Origin of the sequence: Kitasatospora sp. NPDC090091 (assembly GCF_044747365.1) — a bacterium.
Classification (GTDB): Bacteria; Actinomycetota; Actinomycetes; order Streptomycetales; family Streptomycetaceae; genus Kitasatospora.
The window spans coordinates 202,031-218,913 of record NZ_JBIVDY010000002.1 but is presented as its reverse complement, the minus strand read 5'-3'; the positions used below and the strand labels follow the sequence as shown (position 1 = coordinate 218,913).

The window sequence follows — 16,883 nt, the reverse complement described above, 5'->3', positions numbered from 1 at the left end:
CGGACCTTCGGTTCCGTGCCCGGCCGGTCAGCGGCGCGGCTCCCAGCGGAAGTAGCGGACGGCGCCCCAGACGGCCAGCGCCAACCAGGCGGTGCCGGTGACCAGGTGCGGGGCGGCGGTGGCCCAGGTGCCGGCGAAGCCGGTGGCGGCGGCGGAGCCGTCGGTGCCGAACCAGCCGAGGCGCATCAGCTGGAAGGCCGGGGTGGTGGGCAGCAGCCGGCAGGCGTCGGCCAGCCGGTCGGGCATGACCTCCAGCGGGATGAACAGGCCGGAGCCGAACTGGGTGAGCAGCAGGACCGGCATGGTGGTGATCCCGGCGCTCTCGACCGTCCTGGTGAAGGCGCTGGAGAGGGCGGCCAGCGCCATCAGGGTGCCGACGACCAGCACCAGCCCGGCGGCCAGCAGCAGCGGGTTGACCGGCGCGGTCAGGTCCAGGGCGGAGGCGCCGACCCCGCCGATCACGGCGCACATCAGCAGGGCCAGCCCGACCGAGGGCACCGCGGTGCCGGCCAGGATCTCCGCGTCCCGGGCCTCGCCGGTGCGCAGCCGCTTGAGCACCAGCTCGCCGCGGCGGGCCACGTAGGCGGCGGTGAGGTTGTAGTAGACGACGAAGGCGAGGACCATCCCGACGGCGCCGTTGACCAGCAGCGAGTCGACGTCCAGGCCGGGGTTGTCCTTGGCCTGCTCGTTGAGGGCGTTCTTCAGCCCGAAGACCAGCACGACCGGCAGCAGCAGGGCGGTGAAGAGGGCGGTCCGGTTGCGCAGCAGCAGGACGGCCTCGGCGCGGCCGAGGGCGAGCAGCCGGCGGACGGTGGTGCTGGGGCGGCCGGTGCCCTGCGGAACGGCGGTGGTGGCGGCGGTGCTCATCGGGCGAGTCCCATCAGGCGGCGGCGGGCGGGGCGGTCGGAGGGGGTGTCGGTCGGGGGCTCGCCCCCGGCCTGGCCGGGCGGTGCCAGGGCGGCCTCGGAGGCGATGGCGAGGAAGGCCTCCTCCAGCGAGGCGCTGCGGGCGTCCAGGCCGCCGAGCTCGATGCCGTGGCGGTCGGCCCAGCCGAGCAGTTCGGTGAGGGTGGCCTGGAGCCGCGGGGTCTGGACGGTGACCTTCCGGCCGTCCACGGCCACGTGGGCGCCGGCCAGCGGCGGGAGCGAGGCGCCGGCGAAGGCCGGGAGCTCGAAGCCGATCCGGGAGGGGCGGCCGGCGATCACCTCGGCCACGGTGCCGGTGGTGACGATCCGGCCGCCGTGCATGATGGCCAGCCGGTCGGCCAGCTCCTCGGCCTCCTCCAGGTAGTGCGTGGTGAGCAGCACGGTGGTGCCCTGGGCGCGCAGGTCGCGGACCAGACGCCAGACGGCGGCGCGGGCCTCCGGGTCCAGGCCGGTGCTGGGCTCGTCGAGGAAGAGCACCTCGGGCCGGCCGAGCAGGGCCATCGCCAGGTCGAGCCGGCGGCGCTCGCCGCCGGAGAGCTGCTTGACCCGGACGTTGCGGCGGCCGGTGAGGCCGACCAGCTCCAGCGCCTCCTCGACCGGGCGGGCGCCGCTGGTCATCCCGGCCCAGGTGCGGCCGGTCTCGGCGACGGTGAGGTCCCCGGGGAAGCCGCCCTCCTGGAGCATGATGCCGATCCGGGGGCGGACGACGGCGCGCTCGCGGTGCGGGTCGCTGCCGAGCACCTGGACCCGGCCGCCGGTGGGGGCGGCGAGGCCCTCGATCAGCTCCATCGCGGAGGTCTTGCCGGCCCCGTTGGTGCCGAGCAGGGCGAACAGCTCGCCGCGGCCGACGGCGAGGTTGATCCCGCGCACCGCGTGGTAGCCGGTGGTGCCGGATCCGTAGTGGCGGTGGAGGTCGGTGACCTCGATCACGGGGTCGCCCGGGGCGAGGGGCTGGCGCGTTTCCATGACTCAAGCCTTCCGCCGGGAAGGCTCTGCGGGCAGTGCACGGCCTCATCGGACGGCGGTGCGGTTCCACGGATCGGCGATGACAAATGTCATCGGCCCGGCCGGGGAAGTGCGCGGGGGAATGCCGAAGGGCCCCCTCGACCGAGGGGGCCCTTCGTACTGGAGCGGACGACGAGATTCGAACTCGCGACCCTCACCTTGGCAAGGTGATGCTCTACCAACTGAGCCACGTCCGCAGGGTTGAACTATTGAGTTGTGCTGTGCTCGCACACTGCGAGCGGACGACGAGATTCGAACTCGCGACCCTCACCTTGGCAAGGTGATGCTCTACCAACTGAGCCACGTCCGCACGGTGCCTGGTGGGGCACCGGCCGCCTCTTCGGATCTCTCCGTTGCGGCGACGAGGAATACTCTACAGCATCCTTCGGGGTGGTCGTCCCACCCTCCTTGGGTGGATGGGACGACCGGGCCGCGGAGCGGTCAGTTCGCCTCGGCGAACGCCTCGTAGACGTGCTTGGGGATACGGCCCCGGGCCGGCAGCTCCATGCCGCGGGACTGGGCCCAGGCGCGCACGGCGGCCGGGTCCGGGGTCAGCGCGGTGCGGCGGAAGGACTTTCCGGTGCGGCTCTGGCGGCGGCCGGCCGCGACGAACGGAGCGAGGGCCTCCCGCAGCTTTTCCGCGTTGTCCAGGGACAGGTCGATCTCGTACGACTTCCCGTCGACGCCGAAGTGGACGGTTTCCGCGGCGGCGCCGCCGTCCAGGTCGTCGGAGAGCGTGACGACTACACGCTGAGCCATGGGTGTCAATCCTCTCGGGCAATTCGGCCGAAGGGCGCAGGGTGCGTTCCCCAGGCCTGATGTGCACCACTCGCGCAAGCGCATGCGGGCAGGCCTGATGGCGTGCCGGATACGCGGCGCTTGCCGCGGCAGGTGGCCCTATTCTGCACCCGAAGGGGGTCGAAATCGAAGAGTCCGGCTTTCTTTTCCGGATATTCACGTGTCTTCGCCGGAGTGCCGGATACCCGCGCACTCGGCCGGTCGATCTGTCCCGGAGTGCCGGTATTCGGGTGCTCTTCGGGCGTTCCCCTTCGGAGCGCCGAATCCACTGAAATCGGATGCCGGGGGGAGGGCTCCCGGGGGCTGGAACCCTTGCGGCGTAAGGGTCCCGAGTCTACGCGCGTCGCCCTCCCCGGCCAGCAATCCCGCCCGAAACCACCGGTAGTCTGGAGTTCCCCCGCCTCACGAAGACACCACCGGGAGTGCCAGTGGCACGCGTCGTAGTCGACGTCATGCTCAAGCCGGAGATCCTCGACCCCCAGGGACAGGCGGTGCAGCGTGCACTGCCCCGTCTCGGTTTCGCCGGGATCGCCGACGTCCGCCAGGGCAAGCGTTTCGAGCTGGAGCTGGAGGGCCCGGTCGACGACGCCGCGCTCGCCCGTATCCGCGAAGCCGCCGAGACCTTCCTCGCCAACACCGTGATCGAGGACTTCACCGTCCGCATCGAGGAGGAGGGCAAGTGACCACCCGAGTCGGCGTCGTCACTTTCCCCGGTTCCCTCGACGACCGCGACGCCCAGCGCGCGGTCCGCCTGGCCGGCGCCGAGCCGGTCGCCCTCTGGCACCGTGACAAGGATCTCCACCAGGTCGACGCGGTCGTCCTGCCGGGCGGATTCAGTTACGGCGACTATCTGCGCTGCGGCGCCATCTCCCGCTTCTCGCCGGTGATGGAGACCGTCATCGAGCAGGCGAAGCAGGGAATGCCGGTCCTCGGTATCTGCAACGGCTTCCAGGTGCTCTGCGAATCGCACCTGCTGCCCGGCGCGCTCACCCGCAACGACTCGCTGCACTTCATCTGCCGCGACCAGAAGCTGCGGATCGAGAACGCCGGCACCGCGTGGACCCGGGATTACTCGGCCGGCCAGGAAATCGTCGTGCCGCTGAAGAACGGCGAGGGCCGCTTCGTCGCGGACCAGCACGTCCTGGACGAGCTGGAGGCCGAGGGCCGGGTCGTCGCCCGCTACCTGGACGTCAACCCGAACGGTTCGTACCGCGACATCGCCGGCATCACCAACGCCGCCGGCAATGTCGTCGGCCTGATGCCGCACCCGGAGCACGCCGTGGAGCCGCTCACCGGTCCGACCACCGAGGGCCTGGGCTTCTTCACTTCCGTCCTGAAGCAGCTGGTGAACGCCTGATGAGCCTCGACACCGTCAAGAACGCCGAGCAGACCCCGGACGCCGCCCAGCCCTGGGCCGAGCTCGGCCTCAAGGAGGACGAGTACGCGCGCATCCGCGAGATCCTCGGCCGCCGTCCCACCGGCGCCGAGCTCGCGATGTACTCCGTCATGTGGTCGGAGCACTGCTCGTACAAGAGCTCCAAGGTCCACCTGAAGCAGTTCGGCGAGAAGGCCCCCGAGAACGACGCCATGCTCGTCGGCATCGGAGAGAACGCCGGCGTCGTCGACGTGGGCCAGGGCTACGCGGTCACCTTCAAGGTCGAGTCGCACAACCACCCGTCGTACATCGAGCCCTACCAGGGCGCGGCCACCGGCATCGGCGGCATCGTGCGCGACATCCTCGCGATGGGCGCCCGCCCGGTCGCCGTGATGGACCCGCTGCGTTTCGGTGCGGCGGACCACCCGGACACCCGGCGCGTGCTGCCCGGCATCGTCGCGGGCATCGGCGGCTACGGCAACTGCCTGGGCCTGCCGAACATCGGCGGCGAGGTCGTCTTCGACTCCTGCTACCAGGGCAACCCGCTGGTCAACGCGCTCTGCGTGGGTGTCATGAAGCACGAGGACATCCACCTGGCCAAGGCCTCCGGCCCCGGCAACAAGGTCATCCTGTACGGCGCCCGCACCGGCGGCGACGGCATCGGCGGCGTCTCCGTGCTCGCCTCGGAGACCTTCGACGCCACCGGCCCGGCCAAGCGCCCCGCCGTCCAGGTCGGTGACCCGTTCCAGGAGAAGCTCCTGATCGAGTGCACCCTGGAGATCTTCAAGGAGGACCTGGTCGCCGGTATCCAGGACCTCGGCGGCGCCGGCCTCTCCTGCGCCACCTCCGAGCTGGCCTCGGCCGGCACCGGCGGCATGCGGATCGAGCTCGACACCGTCCCGCTGCGCGACAACACGCTCTCGCCGGAGGAGATCCTCATGAGCGAGTCGCAGGAGCGCATGTGCGCCATCGTCGAGCCGGCCAAGGTCGCGCGCTTCCTGGAGATCTGCGAGAAGTGGGACGTCATCGCCACCGTCATCGGTGAGGTGACCGACGGCGAGCGCCTGGAGATCTTCTGGCACGGCGAGCAGGTCGTGGACGTGCCGCCGCGCACCGTCGCCCACGAGGGTCCGACCTACCAGCGCCCGTTCGCCCGCCCGAGCTGGCAGGACGCGCTGCAGGCCGACGCCCCCACCGGCGAGCGGCTGGCCCGCCCGGCCACCGGCGAGGAGCTGAAGGCCGACCTGCTCAAGGTCGCCGCCCACCCGAACCAGGCCTCCAAGTCCTGGATCACCGACCAGTACGACCGCTACGTGCTCGGCAACACCGTGCTCTCGGTCGGCGAGGACTCGGGCATGATCCGGATCGACGAGGAGACCAACCTCGGCGTCTCGGTCGCCACCGACGGCAACGGCCGCTACACCAAGCTGGACCCGTACACCGGTGCCCAGCTGGCCCTGGCCGAGGCCTACCGCAACGTCGCGGCCGGCGGTGCCAAGCCGCTCGCCGTCTCCGACTGCCTCAATTTCGGCTCCCCCGAGGACACCGACGTGATGTGGCAGTTCGCCGAGGCGACCCGCGGTCTGGCCGACGCCTGCCAGGTGCTCGGCACCCCGGTCACCGGCGGCAACGTCTCCCTGTACAACCAGACCGGCGACGTCGCCATCCACCCGACCCCCGTGGTCGCGGTGCTCGGCGTCATCGACGACGTCACCCGGCGCACCCCGGTCGCCTTCGCCGAGGAGGGGCAGCTGCTCTACCTGCTCGGCGACACCGAGGACGAGCTCGGCGGCTCGGCCTGGTCGCAGGTGGTCCACGACCACCTCGGCGGTCTGCCGCCCAAGGTCGACCTGCAGCGCGAGCGGCTGCTCGGTGAGATCCTGATCGCCGCCTCGCGCGACGGCATGATCGACGCCGCGCACGACCTCTCCGACGGCGGCCTCGGCCAGGCCCTGGTGGAGAGCTGCCTCAAGGGCGGCCACGGCGCCCGGATCATCGTGCCCGAGGGCATGGACCCGTTCGTCTTCCTGTTCTCCGAGTCGGCCGGCCGCGCGGTCGTCGCGGTGCCGCGCAGCGAGGAGCTCCGGTTCAACGACATGTGCACCGCGCGTGGCCTGCCGGCCACCCGGATCGGTGTGGTCGACGGCGATGTCCTGGACGTCCAGGGCCGGTTCACCGTCTCGCTGGCCGAGCTGAAGGACGCCCACACCGGCGTCATCGAGGCCCTGCTGGCCTGATGAGCGCTTCGCCCCGGGCCGTGCCCGGAGCGAGCGGCCGCGTGGCCGAGTGACGCCGAGGGGCGGACGGTTCAGCAGAACCGTCCGCCCCTCGGCGTATGTTGGGGCCATGCCTGCCAAGTCCCGTACGTACCAGCCTGCGAAGGTCCGCGCCGCGCTCGCCGGGCAGACCGAGGCGCTGCGCGCCGCCGTCCGGCAGCTCTGCGCCCGCCCGGACGCCGCCGACCTGTTGGAGCGGCCGGCCGGTCTGGGCCAGTGGCGGGTGCGCGAGCTGGTGGCGCACCTGGCCGTCCAGCTCGACTGGGTGCCCGCCCACCTGGACGACCCGCTGGAGGGCCGCCCCCCGCTGGACCTGCTCCGCTGGGTGGCCCGGGTCGCCGAGTCCGCTCCGCTCCTGGACGCGGGCGCGCGCGAGCACGCGGCGGGCGGGTTCGGCGGTGACCCGGCCGCGGTGGCGGCCGCCTTCGACCGGGCCGCGGACGCGCTGCTCGCCGTCCTGGCCGGCCCCGAAGTCGCGGACCAGGAGCGCAGGTTCGAGATCCGGCTCGGCTCGATGCTGCTCTCCGACATGCTGGTGACCCGGCTGGTCGAGACCGTCGTGCACGCGGACGACCTGGCCCGGGCGGTCGGCCCGGCGGCCTTCCCGCACGACCGGCAGGCGCTCGCCGCCGTCACCCGGCTGCTCGCCGACGCGCTGGCCGACCGGGCCCCGGGCGGCGCGGTCGAGCTGCGGGTGCCGCCGTACGCGGTGGTGCAGGCCGTGGAGGGCCCGCGGCACACCCGCGGCACCCCGCCGAACGTCGTCGAGACGGACCCGCTGACCTGGATCCGGCTCGCCACCGGCCGCACCGACTGGGCCGCGGAGGTGGAGGCCGCCGCCGTCTCGGCCGGCGGCGAGCGGAGCGACCTGCGGGCCTACCTGCCGCTCCTGGGCTGAGCCCCGAAGTCGGGCCCTGGGCCGGACGGGGCCTACGGGTGCAGTTGGGCGGCGAGGCGCTCGGTGGCCCTGCGGAGCGGTTCGCCGGCGAGGTCGGGCAGCCGCTGGGCGTCGTCGGTGTCCTGGGAGAGCGTCAGCGTGATGTCCCCCTTGCCCTTGGCGGCGACCCGGGCGACCGCGGCGAGGCCCGCGCCCGGGGTGAGTCTGGTCTCGCCGGGCCCCGGCTGGTCGACCGAGAACTGCCGGAGCTGGTCGACGCCGACGTTCCCGAACCGCTGGATGTGCGGCAGCATCAGGGCGACCGCCACCCCGTTCTCGGGGACGGCCAGCAGGTCGACCCGGACCGGGGTCGAACCGACGGTGTAGGTGCAGGTCACCCAGGCCGTCGGGGGCGTGGCCGGCATCGAGGCCATCGACGGCGGCGGGGTGACGCCCGAGGGCCAGGGCTGGGCCGGGACGCCGTTGCCCAGGTCGGTGTCGACCGCGGGCCGGTCCGCGGCGCCGGGGGTGGCCGGGCGGTCGATCCCGGCGTCCTTGAGAGCGGCCGCGAGATCGAGGCCGAACGGGCAGGACCCGGACTTCGCCAGCCCCTCGGCGGTCGACCGGACGTGGGCGTAGGAGAGCGTCCCCCCGCCGGCCGGTTCGCCGGAGGATGAGCAGGCGGCCGTTCCGAGGAGGAGGCCGGCGGTGCCCGCTGCGGCGAGGTACCGGCGGCGCCGCGGCGGTGTGCGGTCTGCTGTCATGCCGTCAGGGTAGAACGGGCTTGTCGCGAAAGGTCGGTGACGGTGTACCGGATCTGTCCGTGGGTTGCGACCGGACCGGCGCCGTGGGCGGTGCGCCGGCGGCGGTCCGCGGCTCAGGGCACCGAGGGGCCGCCGAGGTAGGTGCCGTCCGCCGTGTAGGGCCAGGCGTTGGGCTCGCAGCCCTTGAGGCCGTAGATCTGCTGCATCATCGCCGGTGCGGGCTTCCCCTTGCCCGGGCAGGTCTCGTGCCCGTGCCCGATCCGGTGGCCGACCTCGTGGTTGACGATCAGCGCCCGGTACTCGTCGATCGGGCCGCTGAACTGGGGTGAACCGGTGTTCCAGCGCTTGACGTTGACCAGCACCTGGCTGCCGACGTTGCAGTTCACCTCGCCGTGGGTGTCCAGCCCGGACGCCCCGCAGATCCGGTCCACGGTGGCCGGCGAGGCGATCTTCACCGTGAAGTCGTAGGAGCCGCCCGCGACCAGCTGGAAGCCGTTCTTGCGGTCGTTGGTCCAGCCGCGTTTGTCGGCGAGGATGCCCTGCACCTGCGCCGCGGCCGCCGCCGGGTCGATCCCGATGCCGTCCTCGACCTCGACCCGGTACCGGCGGACGGGGCCCTTGCCGACCGCGGCCGCCGCGCCGGGGGCGACGGTGAAGGTGCCCGCGCCCTTGCTCGGCCCGGGGTCGGGCGCGGTCGGCGTGGGGGTGCTCGGCTGCGGCGCGGGTTGGGCCGGCGCAGTGGTGGGCGTCGGTGCCGGAGTGGCGGTCGGACCGGGCGCCCCGGCGGTGGCACCGACGCCGGTCGGCGCGACCCGGCCCTGGGCGGTCTGCCCGCCGTCCGGCAGGACGTCGGGGCGGTTGAGCACGAAGACCGTGCCGCCGAGTATCGCCAGGGCGGCGACCAGGGCCGCGATCATCCCGGGCCCCGGTCCGCGGCGCTGTCTGCGCCGCCGGCGGCCGGCGCCCGACCGCGGGCCGGTGCCGTGGGGCGCCGCGCCCCGAGCCCGGCCGGTGCCGGACCGGCCGGCGCTGCGGGCGCGGGAGCGGGAGCCGCGCTGGTCGGATCGGGCTGCGGGCACGGTGGGGCTTCCTGTCGGGACCGGTTGGGGCCGCGGAGCCGTCGAACTGCCGTGTGGTGCGTCCCCCTCGCCCGCACACCCTGGCACGGCGGACGGGTGACTGTCCACATACCGGGTATGCAGGGCGCGCGAAGCCGCCCCCGTCGCCCGGGCGGGCGACGGGGGCGGTCGCGGCGGGCCGGTCGGCCCGTGAGCGGGTGGGGCCGGTCAGCCGAGGGTGGCGGCGGCGGTCGGCGAGCTGTCCCGGAGGAACTGGGCGCAGCGCTCCGCCTCTTCCTTCTCCTCGATCGCGGCGGCGGCCCGGCCGAGCGCGTGCAGCGCCCGCAGGAAGCCGCGGTTCGGCTCGTGCTCCCACGGCACCGGGCCGTGGCCCTTCCAACCGGCCCGGCGCAGCGCGTCGAGGCCGCGGTGGTAGCCGGTGCGGGCGTACGCGTAGGACTCGACGGTGCGGCCGGCCGCGAAGGCGTCGTCGGCGAGCTGGGCCCAGGCCAGCGAGGAGGTCGGGTACTTCGCCGCGACCTCGGCCGGGGAGGCACCGCCGGCCAGCAGCTGCAGCGGACCGGGCTCCGCGGGCAGCTGCGTCGGGGCGGGGCCGCCGAGGAGGTTCTGTCCCTGGAAAGGAGTGGGGTCTGTGGTCATGCCCCCCAGTGAACCACTGAGGGGCATGACGGCAGGACCGGTCCGGGGACCGGGTTGCTACTTCAGGCGGTTGCCGGCCGAGCGCAGCTGCTGGGCGGCCTCCAGCACGCGGGCGGCCATGCCCGCCTCGGCGAGCTTGCCCCAGGTCCGCGGGTCGTAGGTGTTCTTCTTGCCGACCTCGCCGTCGACCTTCAGCACGCCGTCGTAGTTGCGGAACATGTGGTCCGCGACCGGGCGGGTGAAGGCGTACTGGGTGTCGGTGTCGAGGTTCATCTTCACGACGCCGTTCTCCAGCGCGGTGGCGATCTCCTCGGCGGTCGAGCCCGAGCCGCCGTGGAAGACGAAGTCGAACGGGTCGGTCTTGCCGTACTGCTTGCCGATCGCGTCCTGCAGCTCGCGCAGCAGCTCCGGCTTCAGCACGACGTTGCCGGGCTTGTACACGCCGTGCACGTTGCCGAAGGAGGCGGCCAGCAGGTAGCGGCCCTTCTCGCCCAGGCCCAGGGCCTCGGCGGTGCGGACGGCGTCGTTGACGGTGGTGTACAGCTCGTCGTTGATCTCGTGGGTGACGCCGTCCTCCTCGCCACCGGTCGGGGTGATCTCGACCTCAAGGATGATCTTGGCGGCGGCGGCCTGGGCCAGCAGCTCCTGGGCGATCTCCAGGTTGTCGCTCAGGGTCTCGGCGGAACCGTCCCACATGTGCGACTGGAAGAGCGGGTTGCGGCCGTTGGCCACGCGCTCGGCGGAGATCGCCAGCAGCGGGCGGACGTAGCCGTCCAGCTTGTCCTTCGGGCAGTGGTCGGTGTGCAGCGCGACGGTGATGTCGTACTTGGCGGCGACGACGTGCGCGAACTCGGCGAGGGCGACGGCGCCGGTCACCATGTCCTTGTTGTGCTGGCCGCCCAGGAACTCCGCACCGCCGGTCGAGATCTGGATGATGCCGTCGCTCTCGGCCTCGGCGAAGCCGCGCAGGGCGGCGTGCAGCGTCTGCGACGAGGTGACGTTGATGGCCGGGTAGGCGAACTTGCCCGCCTTGGCCCGGTCCAGCATCTCGTTGTAGACCTCGGGGGTTGCGATGGGCATGAGATCCGCTCCTGTCGGGTTTGCGGCGTACGGACGGTGCTGTCCGACGCTGTGTACGCCTTCGTTACGACTCCGGGGTACCGGTCGCCGATGCGCGGCACTGCGGTGCGGCTCCCGGTACCAAGGTTCGTGGCGGCCACCGCGGTACGACATGAGGGTGGTTGCGACCGCGGTCCGGACGCCGGGGCCATCCTCCCAGACTCGTGCTTCCAGGTCAGCATGTGGCCCGCCAGTCGGGACGGCGGCCCCCGGGCCGTCCGGAGGCCCCTGATCGCGGCCTCGGGCGCCCTCACGTGCGACGAAGGGATGAGGCCCGGCTCGACCCCCGGGGCGAGGCTCCCGTAAAGGAACGCCCGCTATTCTGCGCGAGTGGACTACAACCAGCTGGCCGTCAACCTGCTCGACGCCAAATCACTGATCTCGTCCCTCGGTGCCATCGGGCTGATCGCGATCATCTTCGCGGAGACCGGCCTCCTGGTCGGGTTCTTCTTCCCGGGTGACTCGCTGCTGATCATCGCCGGTGTCGCCGCCTCGAACGCCGCCTCGTCGGTGCTCGGCGACGGCACCAAGCTGCCCATCGCCGCCCTGCTGATCGGGGCGCCGCTCGCGGCCATCGCAGGTGCACAGCTCGGGCACCTGATCGGGGTGAGGGTCGGACCGAAGATGTTCGACAAGCCCGAGTCGAAGATCTTCCGCCGCGAGTACGTGATGAAGGCGGAGGAGTACTTCAACAAGTTCGGGCCCGGCAAGGCCGTGGTGCTGGCCCGCTTCATGCCGATCGTGCGCACCTTCCTCAACCCGGTCGCGGGCACCCTGGAGATGCCGGCCCGGACGTTCTTCCTGTGGAACGTGATCGGCGGCGTGCTGTGGACCGAGTCGATGCTGCTCATCGGCTACTTCTTCGGTGACGCGCTGGCCCCGGTGATCGACAAGTACCTGATCCCGGCCGTGCTGCTGATCGTGCTGCTCTCGATCTCGCCGATCCTGGTGGAGATCGTCCGCGAGCGCCGGAAGAAGAAGGCCGGCGGTGCCGAGGAGCCCGCCGCCGGCGAGGCCGTCCAGGCCGGCGGGCGCCACCGCCGGGCCTGAGCGCCGCGGACGCGACGACGAACGGCCGGGGCCGGTGGTGTTTCACGTGAAACACCACCGGCCCCGGCCGTTCCGCATCGGTTCCCCGGGTGCGTCGGACGCGCCCCGGGGAACCGGACGATCAGAGACCCAGGTCGTCGAGGGTGTAGGCGGTGACGTAGGGCAGGCCCTCCGCCTCGACCGCGCCGGCGCCGCCGCGCTCCACGATCACCGCGACGCCGACCACCTCGGCGCCCGCCTCGCGCAGCGCCTCGACGGCGGTGAGCACCGAGCCACCGGTGGTGGAGGTGTCCTCGACGGCCAGCACCCGGCGGCCCTTGACCTCCGGGCCCTCGATCCGGCGCTGCAGGCCGTGCGCCTTGCCCGCCTTGCGGACGACGAAGGCGTCCAGCTCGCGGCCGCGCGCGGCGGCGGCGTGCAGCATCGCGGCGGCGACGGGGTCGGCGCCCAGGGTCAGACCGCCGACGGCGTCGTACTCCAGGTGGGCGGTCGCGTCCAGCATCACCCGGCCGACCAGCGGGGCGGCCTGGCCGTCCAGCGTGATCCGGCGCAGGTCGACGTAGTAGTCGGCCTCCTTGCCGGAGGAAAGGGTGACCTTGCCGTGGACGACGGCCTTGTCCTTGATCTGTGCCAGCAGGGCGTCGCGGTCGTTGCTCATGAGCGTCCAGTCTAGGGCTTGTCCGAGAGCCCTGGAGCCCGTGACCTGCCGGCTCCCGGGCCGGACAGGACCTAGCGGCGGCGCAGCGCGCGGGCCAGCACCACGGCGCCGCCGATCAGGGCGACCCCGCCGCCGATCATCCAGGGCACGGCGCTGCGGCCGCCCGGGCCCGGCACCACGATGCCGCCGGCCTCGCCGCCCCAGCGGGAGGCCGCACGGGCGCGGGCGCTGCGGGCGGGCAGGGCGGGGGCGTAGCGGCCGCGCGGTGGGGCGTGGTCGACCTCCTCGGCGGAGCGGCCGACGATGCTGCGGCGGACCGGGCCGCTGAGCACCGGCTCCTGCTCGTACTCGAAGGGCAGCTCGGCGGGGAGTTCGGTGGACGGCTCCGGCTCCGACTCGGCGGCCGGGCGGTCGTCCTCGGCGGGCTCGGCGCGCTCGTCGTCCTCGTCCTCGTCGTCGTGGCCGCCGGTGGGGAGGCCGAAGCGCTCGGCGTCGGCGTCGGAGAAGGCGATCAGGTCGGAGAGGTCGTCGTCGACGTCCTCGCCGGGGGCACTCTGGTGGTCCTCCAGGAACAGCACGGTGGCGGTGGGCTCCTCGGCCTCGTCCTCCTCGGCGCTGTCGTCCTCGGTGCTGTCGTCCTCGGCGGCACCGTTCTCGGCCTCGGCGGCCTCCTCCGCGGCCTCGGCGGCCTCCGCGGCGTCGGCGGCACCGTCCTCGGCGCCCTCGGTCTCGGTGGCCTCCGGAGCGGCCTCCGCGCCGGTGGCACCCTCGGCCTCACCGCCCACCTCGGCCTCGACGTCGGCCTCGGCGTCGGCGTCGGCGTCCGGCTCCGCCACGCCGTCCGGCGAGGCGAGCGCGGCGGCGAAGCGGTCCAGCAGGCGGCGGCCGGTCGCGGCGAGGGTCTCCTCGTCGAACTCGGTCAGCCGGCCGCTCGCGTCCAGCTCGCCGGTGAAGCGGACCACGGTGCTGCCGTCCTCGGCACCCTCGGCGACGCTGACCCGGACGGTGGCGGTCGCCTCGCCGCTGCCGCGGGCCTCCTGGCCCTCGGCGAAGACGGTGAGCACGCCCTCGCGGCCCTCGATCAGCGACAGCACCCCGCGGTAGGTGATGGTGGAGGCGCCGATCCGCAGCTTCAGCCGCCCGCCGATCTCCTCGGCCGGGCCGCTGCCGGCTGCGGCGGGTTCGGTGCTCAGCCCCGGCACGCAACGGGCCAGCAGAGCCGGATCCTGCAGGGCCTGCCGGACCTGCTCGGCCGGCATCGGGACGACAACCTCATGCTCCATGGCACGGAGCCTACCGATCGAACCCCGGCTGGTCCCCGCTGCGGCCCCACCTTTTGCGCGGGCCTCCCCGGTCGGCCCCACGGCCGCGCCCCGCCGGCCCGGCGGACCGCGCGCGGTCCGCCGTCACCGCGGCCCCAGCAGGGTGAGTGCGGCCGGCGGCTGGGGCGGGCGCAGGGCGGTGAGACGGGCGGCGGAGGCCCGCAGGCCGTCCGCGGTCAGCGCGCGCGGAGGCGGGGCGTCCGGGGCGAGCCCGAGCGGGGGCTGGGCCGCCGACGCGAGCAGGAAGCCCTGGCCCGGATCCGCATCCGCCACCGCATCCGCCGCCGTCCTCTCTGCCGTCCTCTCCGCCGGGCCGGGCGGGCAGCTCGCGGTGGCGCTGCCCGCCACGGCGTAGGGGATGGTCCGCAATCCGGCGGCGCGCAGGCCGGACTCCACCTGCCAGAGCTCCTCCCGCTCGCCGCCGGCCCGGACGGCGAGCCGCCCGCCGGGGGAGAGCAGCCGGGTGGCGAGGCCGTAGAACTCCTGCGAGTGGAACTTCACCGTCCCGCTGTCGGCCGGCACCGGGAGGTCGGCGAGCACCACGTCGAAGGTCCGGTCGGAGGGCCGGACGCTGCGCAGCCACTCCAGCGGGTCGGCCTCGGCGACGCGGACCCGCGGGTCGTCCAGCGAGCGGCCGGAGAGCGCGGCCAGGCCGGGGTCGGTGCGGGCCAACCGGGGGAGCGCCGGGTCGGCGTCGACGACCAGCACCGAGTGGACGCCGCTGTGGCGCAGCACCTCGCGCAGGGCGAGCCCGTCGCCGCCGCCGAGCAGCAGTACCCGGGTGTCCGGCCCGGCCGCCATCGCGGGGTGGACCAGCGCCTCGTTGCCCCGGTACTCGTCCGGGCCGCAGACTGCGAGCCGGCCGTCCCGGTAGAGCCGCAGCGGCCCCTCGGCGGGGCCGGTGAGCACGATCTCCTGGTACCGGCTGTGGGTGGCGAAGCGGACCTGGGCGCCGTACAGGGCGCTGCGTGCGGCGCGTTCGATCGCGCCGGACCACACGGCGGCCGCGGCCAGCAGGGCCAGGACGAGCGCGCAGCAGCCCCAGAGCAGCAGCCGGACCCGCGGGCCCGGCTCCTCGCGGAAGAGCCAGAGCACCACGGCGGCCCCGGCGACGGCGTTGACCGCGCCGGTGACCAGGGCGCCGGTGCCCGGGCCGAAGGCGGGCAGGATCAGGAAGGGGAACGCGAGCCCGCCGATCAGCGCGCCCACGTAGTCCGCGGCGAACAGGTCGGCGGCGGCCCGCCCGGCGTCCTCGCGCCGGATCCGCTGGATGAGCGTCATCAGCAGGGGGATCTCGGCGCCGATCAGCACGCCGATCAGGCAGGTCAGACCGACCATCGCGACCTGGTAGCGGCCGGTCCAGGCCCAGCACGAGTACAGCGCGAGGACGGAGAGCCCGCCGGTGAGCGCGAGCGCGCACTCGACCAGGGCGAAGGCGGTGGCCGGGCGGCAGGTGAAGCGCTTGGCGAGCAGCGAGCCCAGCCCCATCGCGAACACCATGACGGAGAGCACGACCGAGGTTTGGGTGACCGAGTCCCCGAGCAGATAGCTCCCGAGCGCCACGAGTTCGAGCTCGTAGACGAGTCCGCAGGCCGCGCAGACGAACGCGGCCAGCAGGACGGTGAGCCGGGCGAGCCTCGGGTGCGCGCGCAGCCGGGACGGACGGCGGGCGGGCAGGGGTGTCAGGCTCCGCCCGGGTCGGGGTGGGCTGCCGTCGTCGAGTTCGAGCCCCTGTGCGGGTGGACCGGCCGGATGGTTGATCACGAACAAACGCTAGGGGACGTTCGGTACGGATGGCTGCGTCCATTCGACGGACGGTGCGGTGCGCCTGGTTGACGAATCGTTCCTGCGTGCGAGTGGGCGGCGGATCCGCGGCCTAAGGCGGCATCGGCGTCGGCGGGCGGCCTCATCGCGCCGGCACCAGCGAGGAGCGGGTGCAGACCAGCTGTCCCTCCTGCGGGTAGGCGTGCCAGGTCCGCCAGAGCAGCCGGTCCGCACCGCCCTGGGTGACCAGCGCGGTGAAGGCGCTCGGATCGCCGGGGAAGACGCCGGCCAGCCCGCGCGGGTGCCCCTCGACCAGGGCCAGCAACTCCTGGGCGCGGGCGGCGAACTCGTGCGGCGGCATGACCTCGATCCGGGCGGCGAACTCGTACTCCCAGCCGTCCACCTGCTTGGCCACCCGGGCGGGCAGCGGGGTCCGGCGCCCGGGCAGGCAGGCGACGGTCTCCAGGCACTTGCCCCGCCCGGCGGCGATCACCACCTGGTGGGAGGCGCCGAGCAGGCGCAGCTGGACGGTGCCGGGCGGGCCGGGGCGCCCGGCACCGTCCAGTCTCAGGTCACGGACCGCGAGAGCGGGCAGCGGTTCGCCGCCCAGGCACCAGGCCAGGTCGCCCGCGCGGGTGTCCGTGTAGGAGGTCTGCAGTGTGGTGAGCATGCTCGGCTCCGCGTTTCAGCTCCGTGCGCGCCCGCCGAGCAGCAGCGAGTAGGCCCAGGCAAAGGCGAGGCTGTTCGTGGCTGTGCGGTCCAGGGCGCGGCCGACCGTGGAAGGAAGGATTCCGGCTGGAGATTCAGCAGCAGAGAAGCATGAATACGCCGGGTCCGTCGGTGATTTACCCAACTTTGTCAAGCATTCACCGTTTCGAGCACACCCGCTTCCCCGCTCTGATCGACCCAGTGTGCGACTCTGCACCGCGCGCGCTCCTCGCCCCGGCCTGCGCGCCGTGCGCGCGGGTAGTGCGCCGCTCCCGAGGCCCGCACGCCCCCCTGCCGTCGGAGTGCCGCGCGAGCGGTGGCATGCGAAGGACCAAGGCCTGCCAAGAAGGCATACTGAATGCCCGACAGGCAGCAAATACCCTGCTGGTCGGGCAAGTTGACGATGCGTTGGCACACCCGGCCGGTCGCCGCGCCCGGCCGGGGCCGGGCGTCGCGGGCGACACCCGTTCCCGCCGACCCCCTACCCCGGTAGGGGTCCGAGGTTGGCTCCGTGGAGGGACGT

The 16,883-nt window shown here is 73.5% G+C and carries 16 protein-coding genes and 2 tRNA genes; 5 read left to right on the top strand and 13 right to left on the bottom strand.

From position 1 onward, the window contains the following. Nucleotides 1-27: 27 nt before the first annotated feature. The 5 genes from ACIPSC_RS03955 to ACIPSC_RS03935 form a co-directional block, all read right to left on the bottom strand. On the bottom strand, nucleotides 28-867 hold the full coding sequence (locus tag ACIPSC_RS03955; RefSeq protein ID WP_400822754.1) for an ABC transporter permease: 840 nt from the start codon (nucleotides 865-867) through the stop codon (nucleotides 28-30). Beyond that, the gene (locus tag ACIPSC_RS03950) at nucleotides 864-1,892 is read right to left on the bottom strand and encodes an ABC transporter ATP-binding protein (protein WP_400822752.1); all 1,029 of its coding nucleotides are present in this window, start codon (nucleotides 1,890-1,892) and stop codon (nucleotides 864-866) included. Before ACIPSC_RS03950 ends, ACIPSC_RS03955 begins: the two co-directional genes overlap by 4 nt. 160 nt (nucleotides 1,893-2,052) lie before the next feature. Continuing rightward, nucleotides 2,053-2,128 (bottom strand) — tRNA-Gly (locus ACIPSC_RS03945). A 40-nt stretch (nucleotides 2,129-2,168) separates the two neighbouring features. Next, a tRNA-Gly gene (locus ACIPSC_RS03940) sits at nucleotides 2,169-2,241 on the bottom strand. 131 nt (nucleotides 2,242-2,372) lie between these two features. Beyond that, nucleotides 2,373-2,690 (bottom strand): Lsr2 family protein, encoded by a 318-nt coding sequence (locus tag ACIPSC_RS03935; protein ID WP_238860361.1) that lies wholly within the window; start codon nucleotides 2,688-2,690, stop codon nucleotides 2,373-2,375. A 467-nt stretch (nucleotides 2,691-3,157) separates the two neighbouring features. On the opposite strand from ACIPSC_RS03935, the gene purS reads away from it, so the two are divergent. The 4 genes from purS (at nucleotide 3,158) to ACIPSC_RS03915 (ending at nucleotide 7,278) form a co-directional block, all read left to right on the top strand. After that, nucleotides 3,158-3,412, top strand: a complete 255-nt coding sequence (purS, locus tag ACIPSC_RS03930; protein ID WP_238860359.1) for a phosphoribosylformylglycinamidine synthase subunit PurS — start codon at nucleotides 3,158-3,160, stop codon at nucleotides 3,410-3,412. Beyond that, complete coding sequence (purQ, locus tag ACIPSC_RS03925) at nucleotides 3,409-4,086, top strand: phosphoribosylformylglycinamidine synthase subunit PurQ (RefSeq protein WP_313764667.1); 678 nt, start codon at nucleotides 3,409-3,411, stop codon at nucleotides 4,084-4,086. Before purS ends, purQ begins: the two co-directional genes overlap by 4 nt. Then, a complete protein-coding gene (purL, locus tag ACIPSC_RS03920) occupies nucleotides 4,086-6,341 on the top strand; it encodes a phosphoribosylformylglycinamidine synthase subunit PurL (RefSeq protein WP_400822750.1) in 2,256 nt (751 codons plus the stop codon). Before purQ ends, purL begins: the two co-directional genes overlap by 1 nt. A 109-nt stretch (nucleotides 6,342-6,450) precedes the next feature. Beyond that, nucleotides 6,451-7,278 (top strand): sterol carrier family protein, encoded by an 828-nt coding sequence (locus ACIPSC_RS03915; protein ID WP_400822748.1) that lies wholly within the window; start codon nucleotides 6,451-6,453, stop codon nucleotides 7,276-7,278. Between the two features lie 32 nt (nucleotides 7,279-7,310). Here ACIPSC_RS03915 and ACIPSC_RS03910 read toward each other — a convergent pair whose 3' ends face one another. From ACIPSC_RS03910 to fbaA, 4 genes are all read right to left on the bottom strand, one after another. Then, a complete protein-coding gene (locus ACIPSC_RS03910; RefSeq protein ID WP_400822747.1) occupies nucleotides 7,311-8,021 on the bottom strand; it encodes a hypothetical protein in 711 nt (236 codons plus the stop codon). A 113-nt stretch (nucleotides 8,022-8,134) separates the two neighbouring features. Then, on the bottom strand, nucleotides 8,135-8,938 hold the full coding sequence (locus ACIPSC_RS03905) for a DUF3152 domain-containing protein (protein ID WP_400822745.1): 804 nt from the start codon (nucleotides 8,936-8,938) through the stop codon (nucleotides 8,135-8,137). Between the two features lie 369 nt (nucleotides 8,939-9,307). Beyond that, nucleotides 9,308-9,739 (bottom strand): DUF3151 domain-containing protein, encoded by a 432-nt coding sequence (locus ACIPSC_RS03900; protein WP_313764663.1) that lies wholly within the window; start codon nucleotides 9,737-9,739, stop codon nucleotides 9,308-9,310. A 57-nt stretch (nucleotides 9,740-9,796) separates the two neighbouring features. After that, nucleotides 9,797-10,819 (bottom strand): class II fructose-bisphosphate aldolase, encoded by a 1,023-nt coding sequence (gene fbaA, locus ACIPSC_RS03895; protein WP_400822743.1) that lies wholly within the window; start codon nucleotides 10,817-10,819, stop codon nucleotides 9,797-9,799. Nucleotides 10,820-11,188: 369 nt separating this feature from the next. Between fbaA and ACIPSC_RS03890 the strand changes: the two genes are divergently transcribed. Then, nucleotides 11,189-11,908: a DedA family protein gene (locus tag ACIPSC_RS03890; protein WP_400822741.1), complete on the top strand. Its 720-nt coding sequence runs from the start codon at nucleotides 11,189-11,191 to the stop codon at nucleotides 11,906-11,908. A 121-nt stretch (nucleotides 11,909-12,029) separates the two neighbouring features. On the opposite strand, the gene pyrE is transcribed toward ACIPSC_RS03890, so the two are convergent. From pyrE to ACIPSC_RS03870, 4 genes are all read right to left on the bottom strand, one after another. Continuing rightward, nucleotides 12,030-12,566 (bottom strand): orotate phosphoribosyltransferase, encoded by a 537-nt coding sequence (gene pyrE / locus ACIPSC_RS03885; protein WP_395295220.1) that lies wholly within the window; start codon nucleotides 12,564-12,566, stop codon nucleotides 12,030-12,032. Between the two features lie 71 nt (nucleotides 12,567-12,637). Beyond that, nucleotides 12,638-13,849, bottom strand: a complete 1,212-nt coding sequence (locus ACIPSC_RS03880; protein WP_400822738.1) for an SRPBCC family protein — start codon at nucleotides 13,847-13,849, stop codon at nucleotides 12,638-12,640. Between the two features lie 123 nt (nucleotides 13,850-13,972). After that, entirely contained in the window at nucleotides 13,973-15,652 is a 1,680-nt protein-coding gene (locus ACIPSC_RS03875) for a polyamine aminopropyltransferase (protein ID WP_400822737.1), read from the bottom strand. A gap of 142 nt (nucleotides 15,653-15,794) precedes the next feature. Continuing rightward, nucleotides 15,795-16,322: a DUF2617 family protein gene (locus tag ACIPSC_RS03870; RefSeq protein ID WP_400822736.1), complete on the bottom strand. Its 528-nt coding sequence runs from the start codon at nucleotides 16,320-16,322 to the stop codon at nucleotides 15,795-15,797. Between the last annotated feature and the right edge of the window lie 561 nt (nucleotides 16,323-16,883).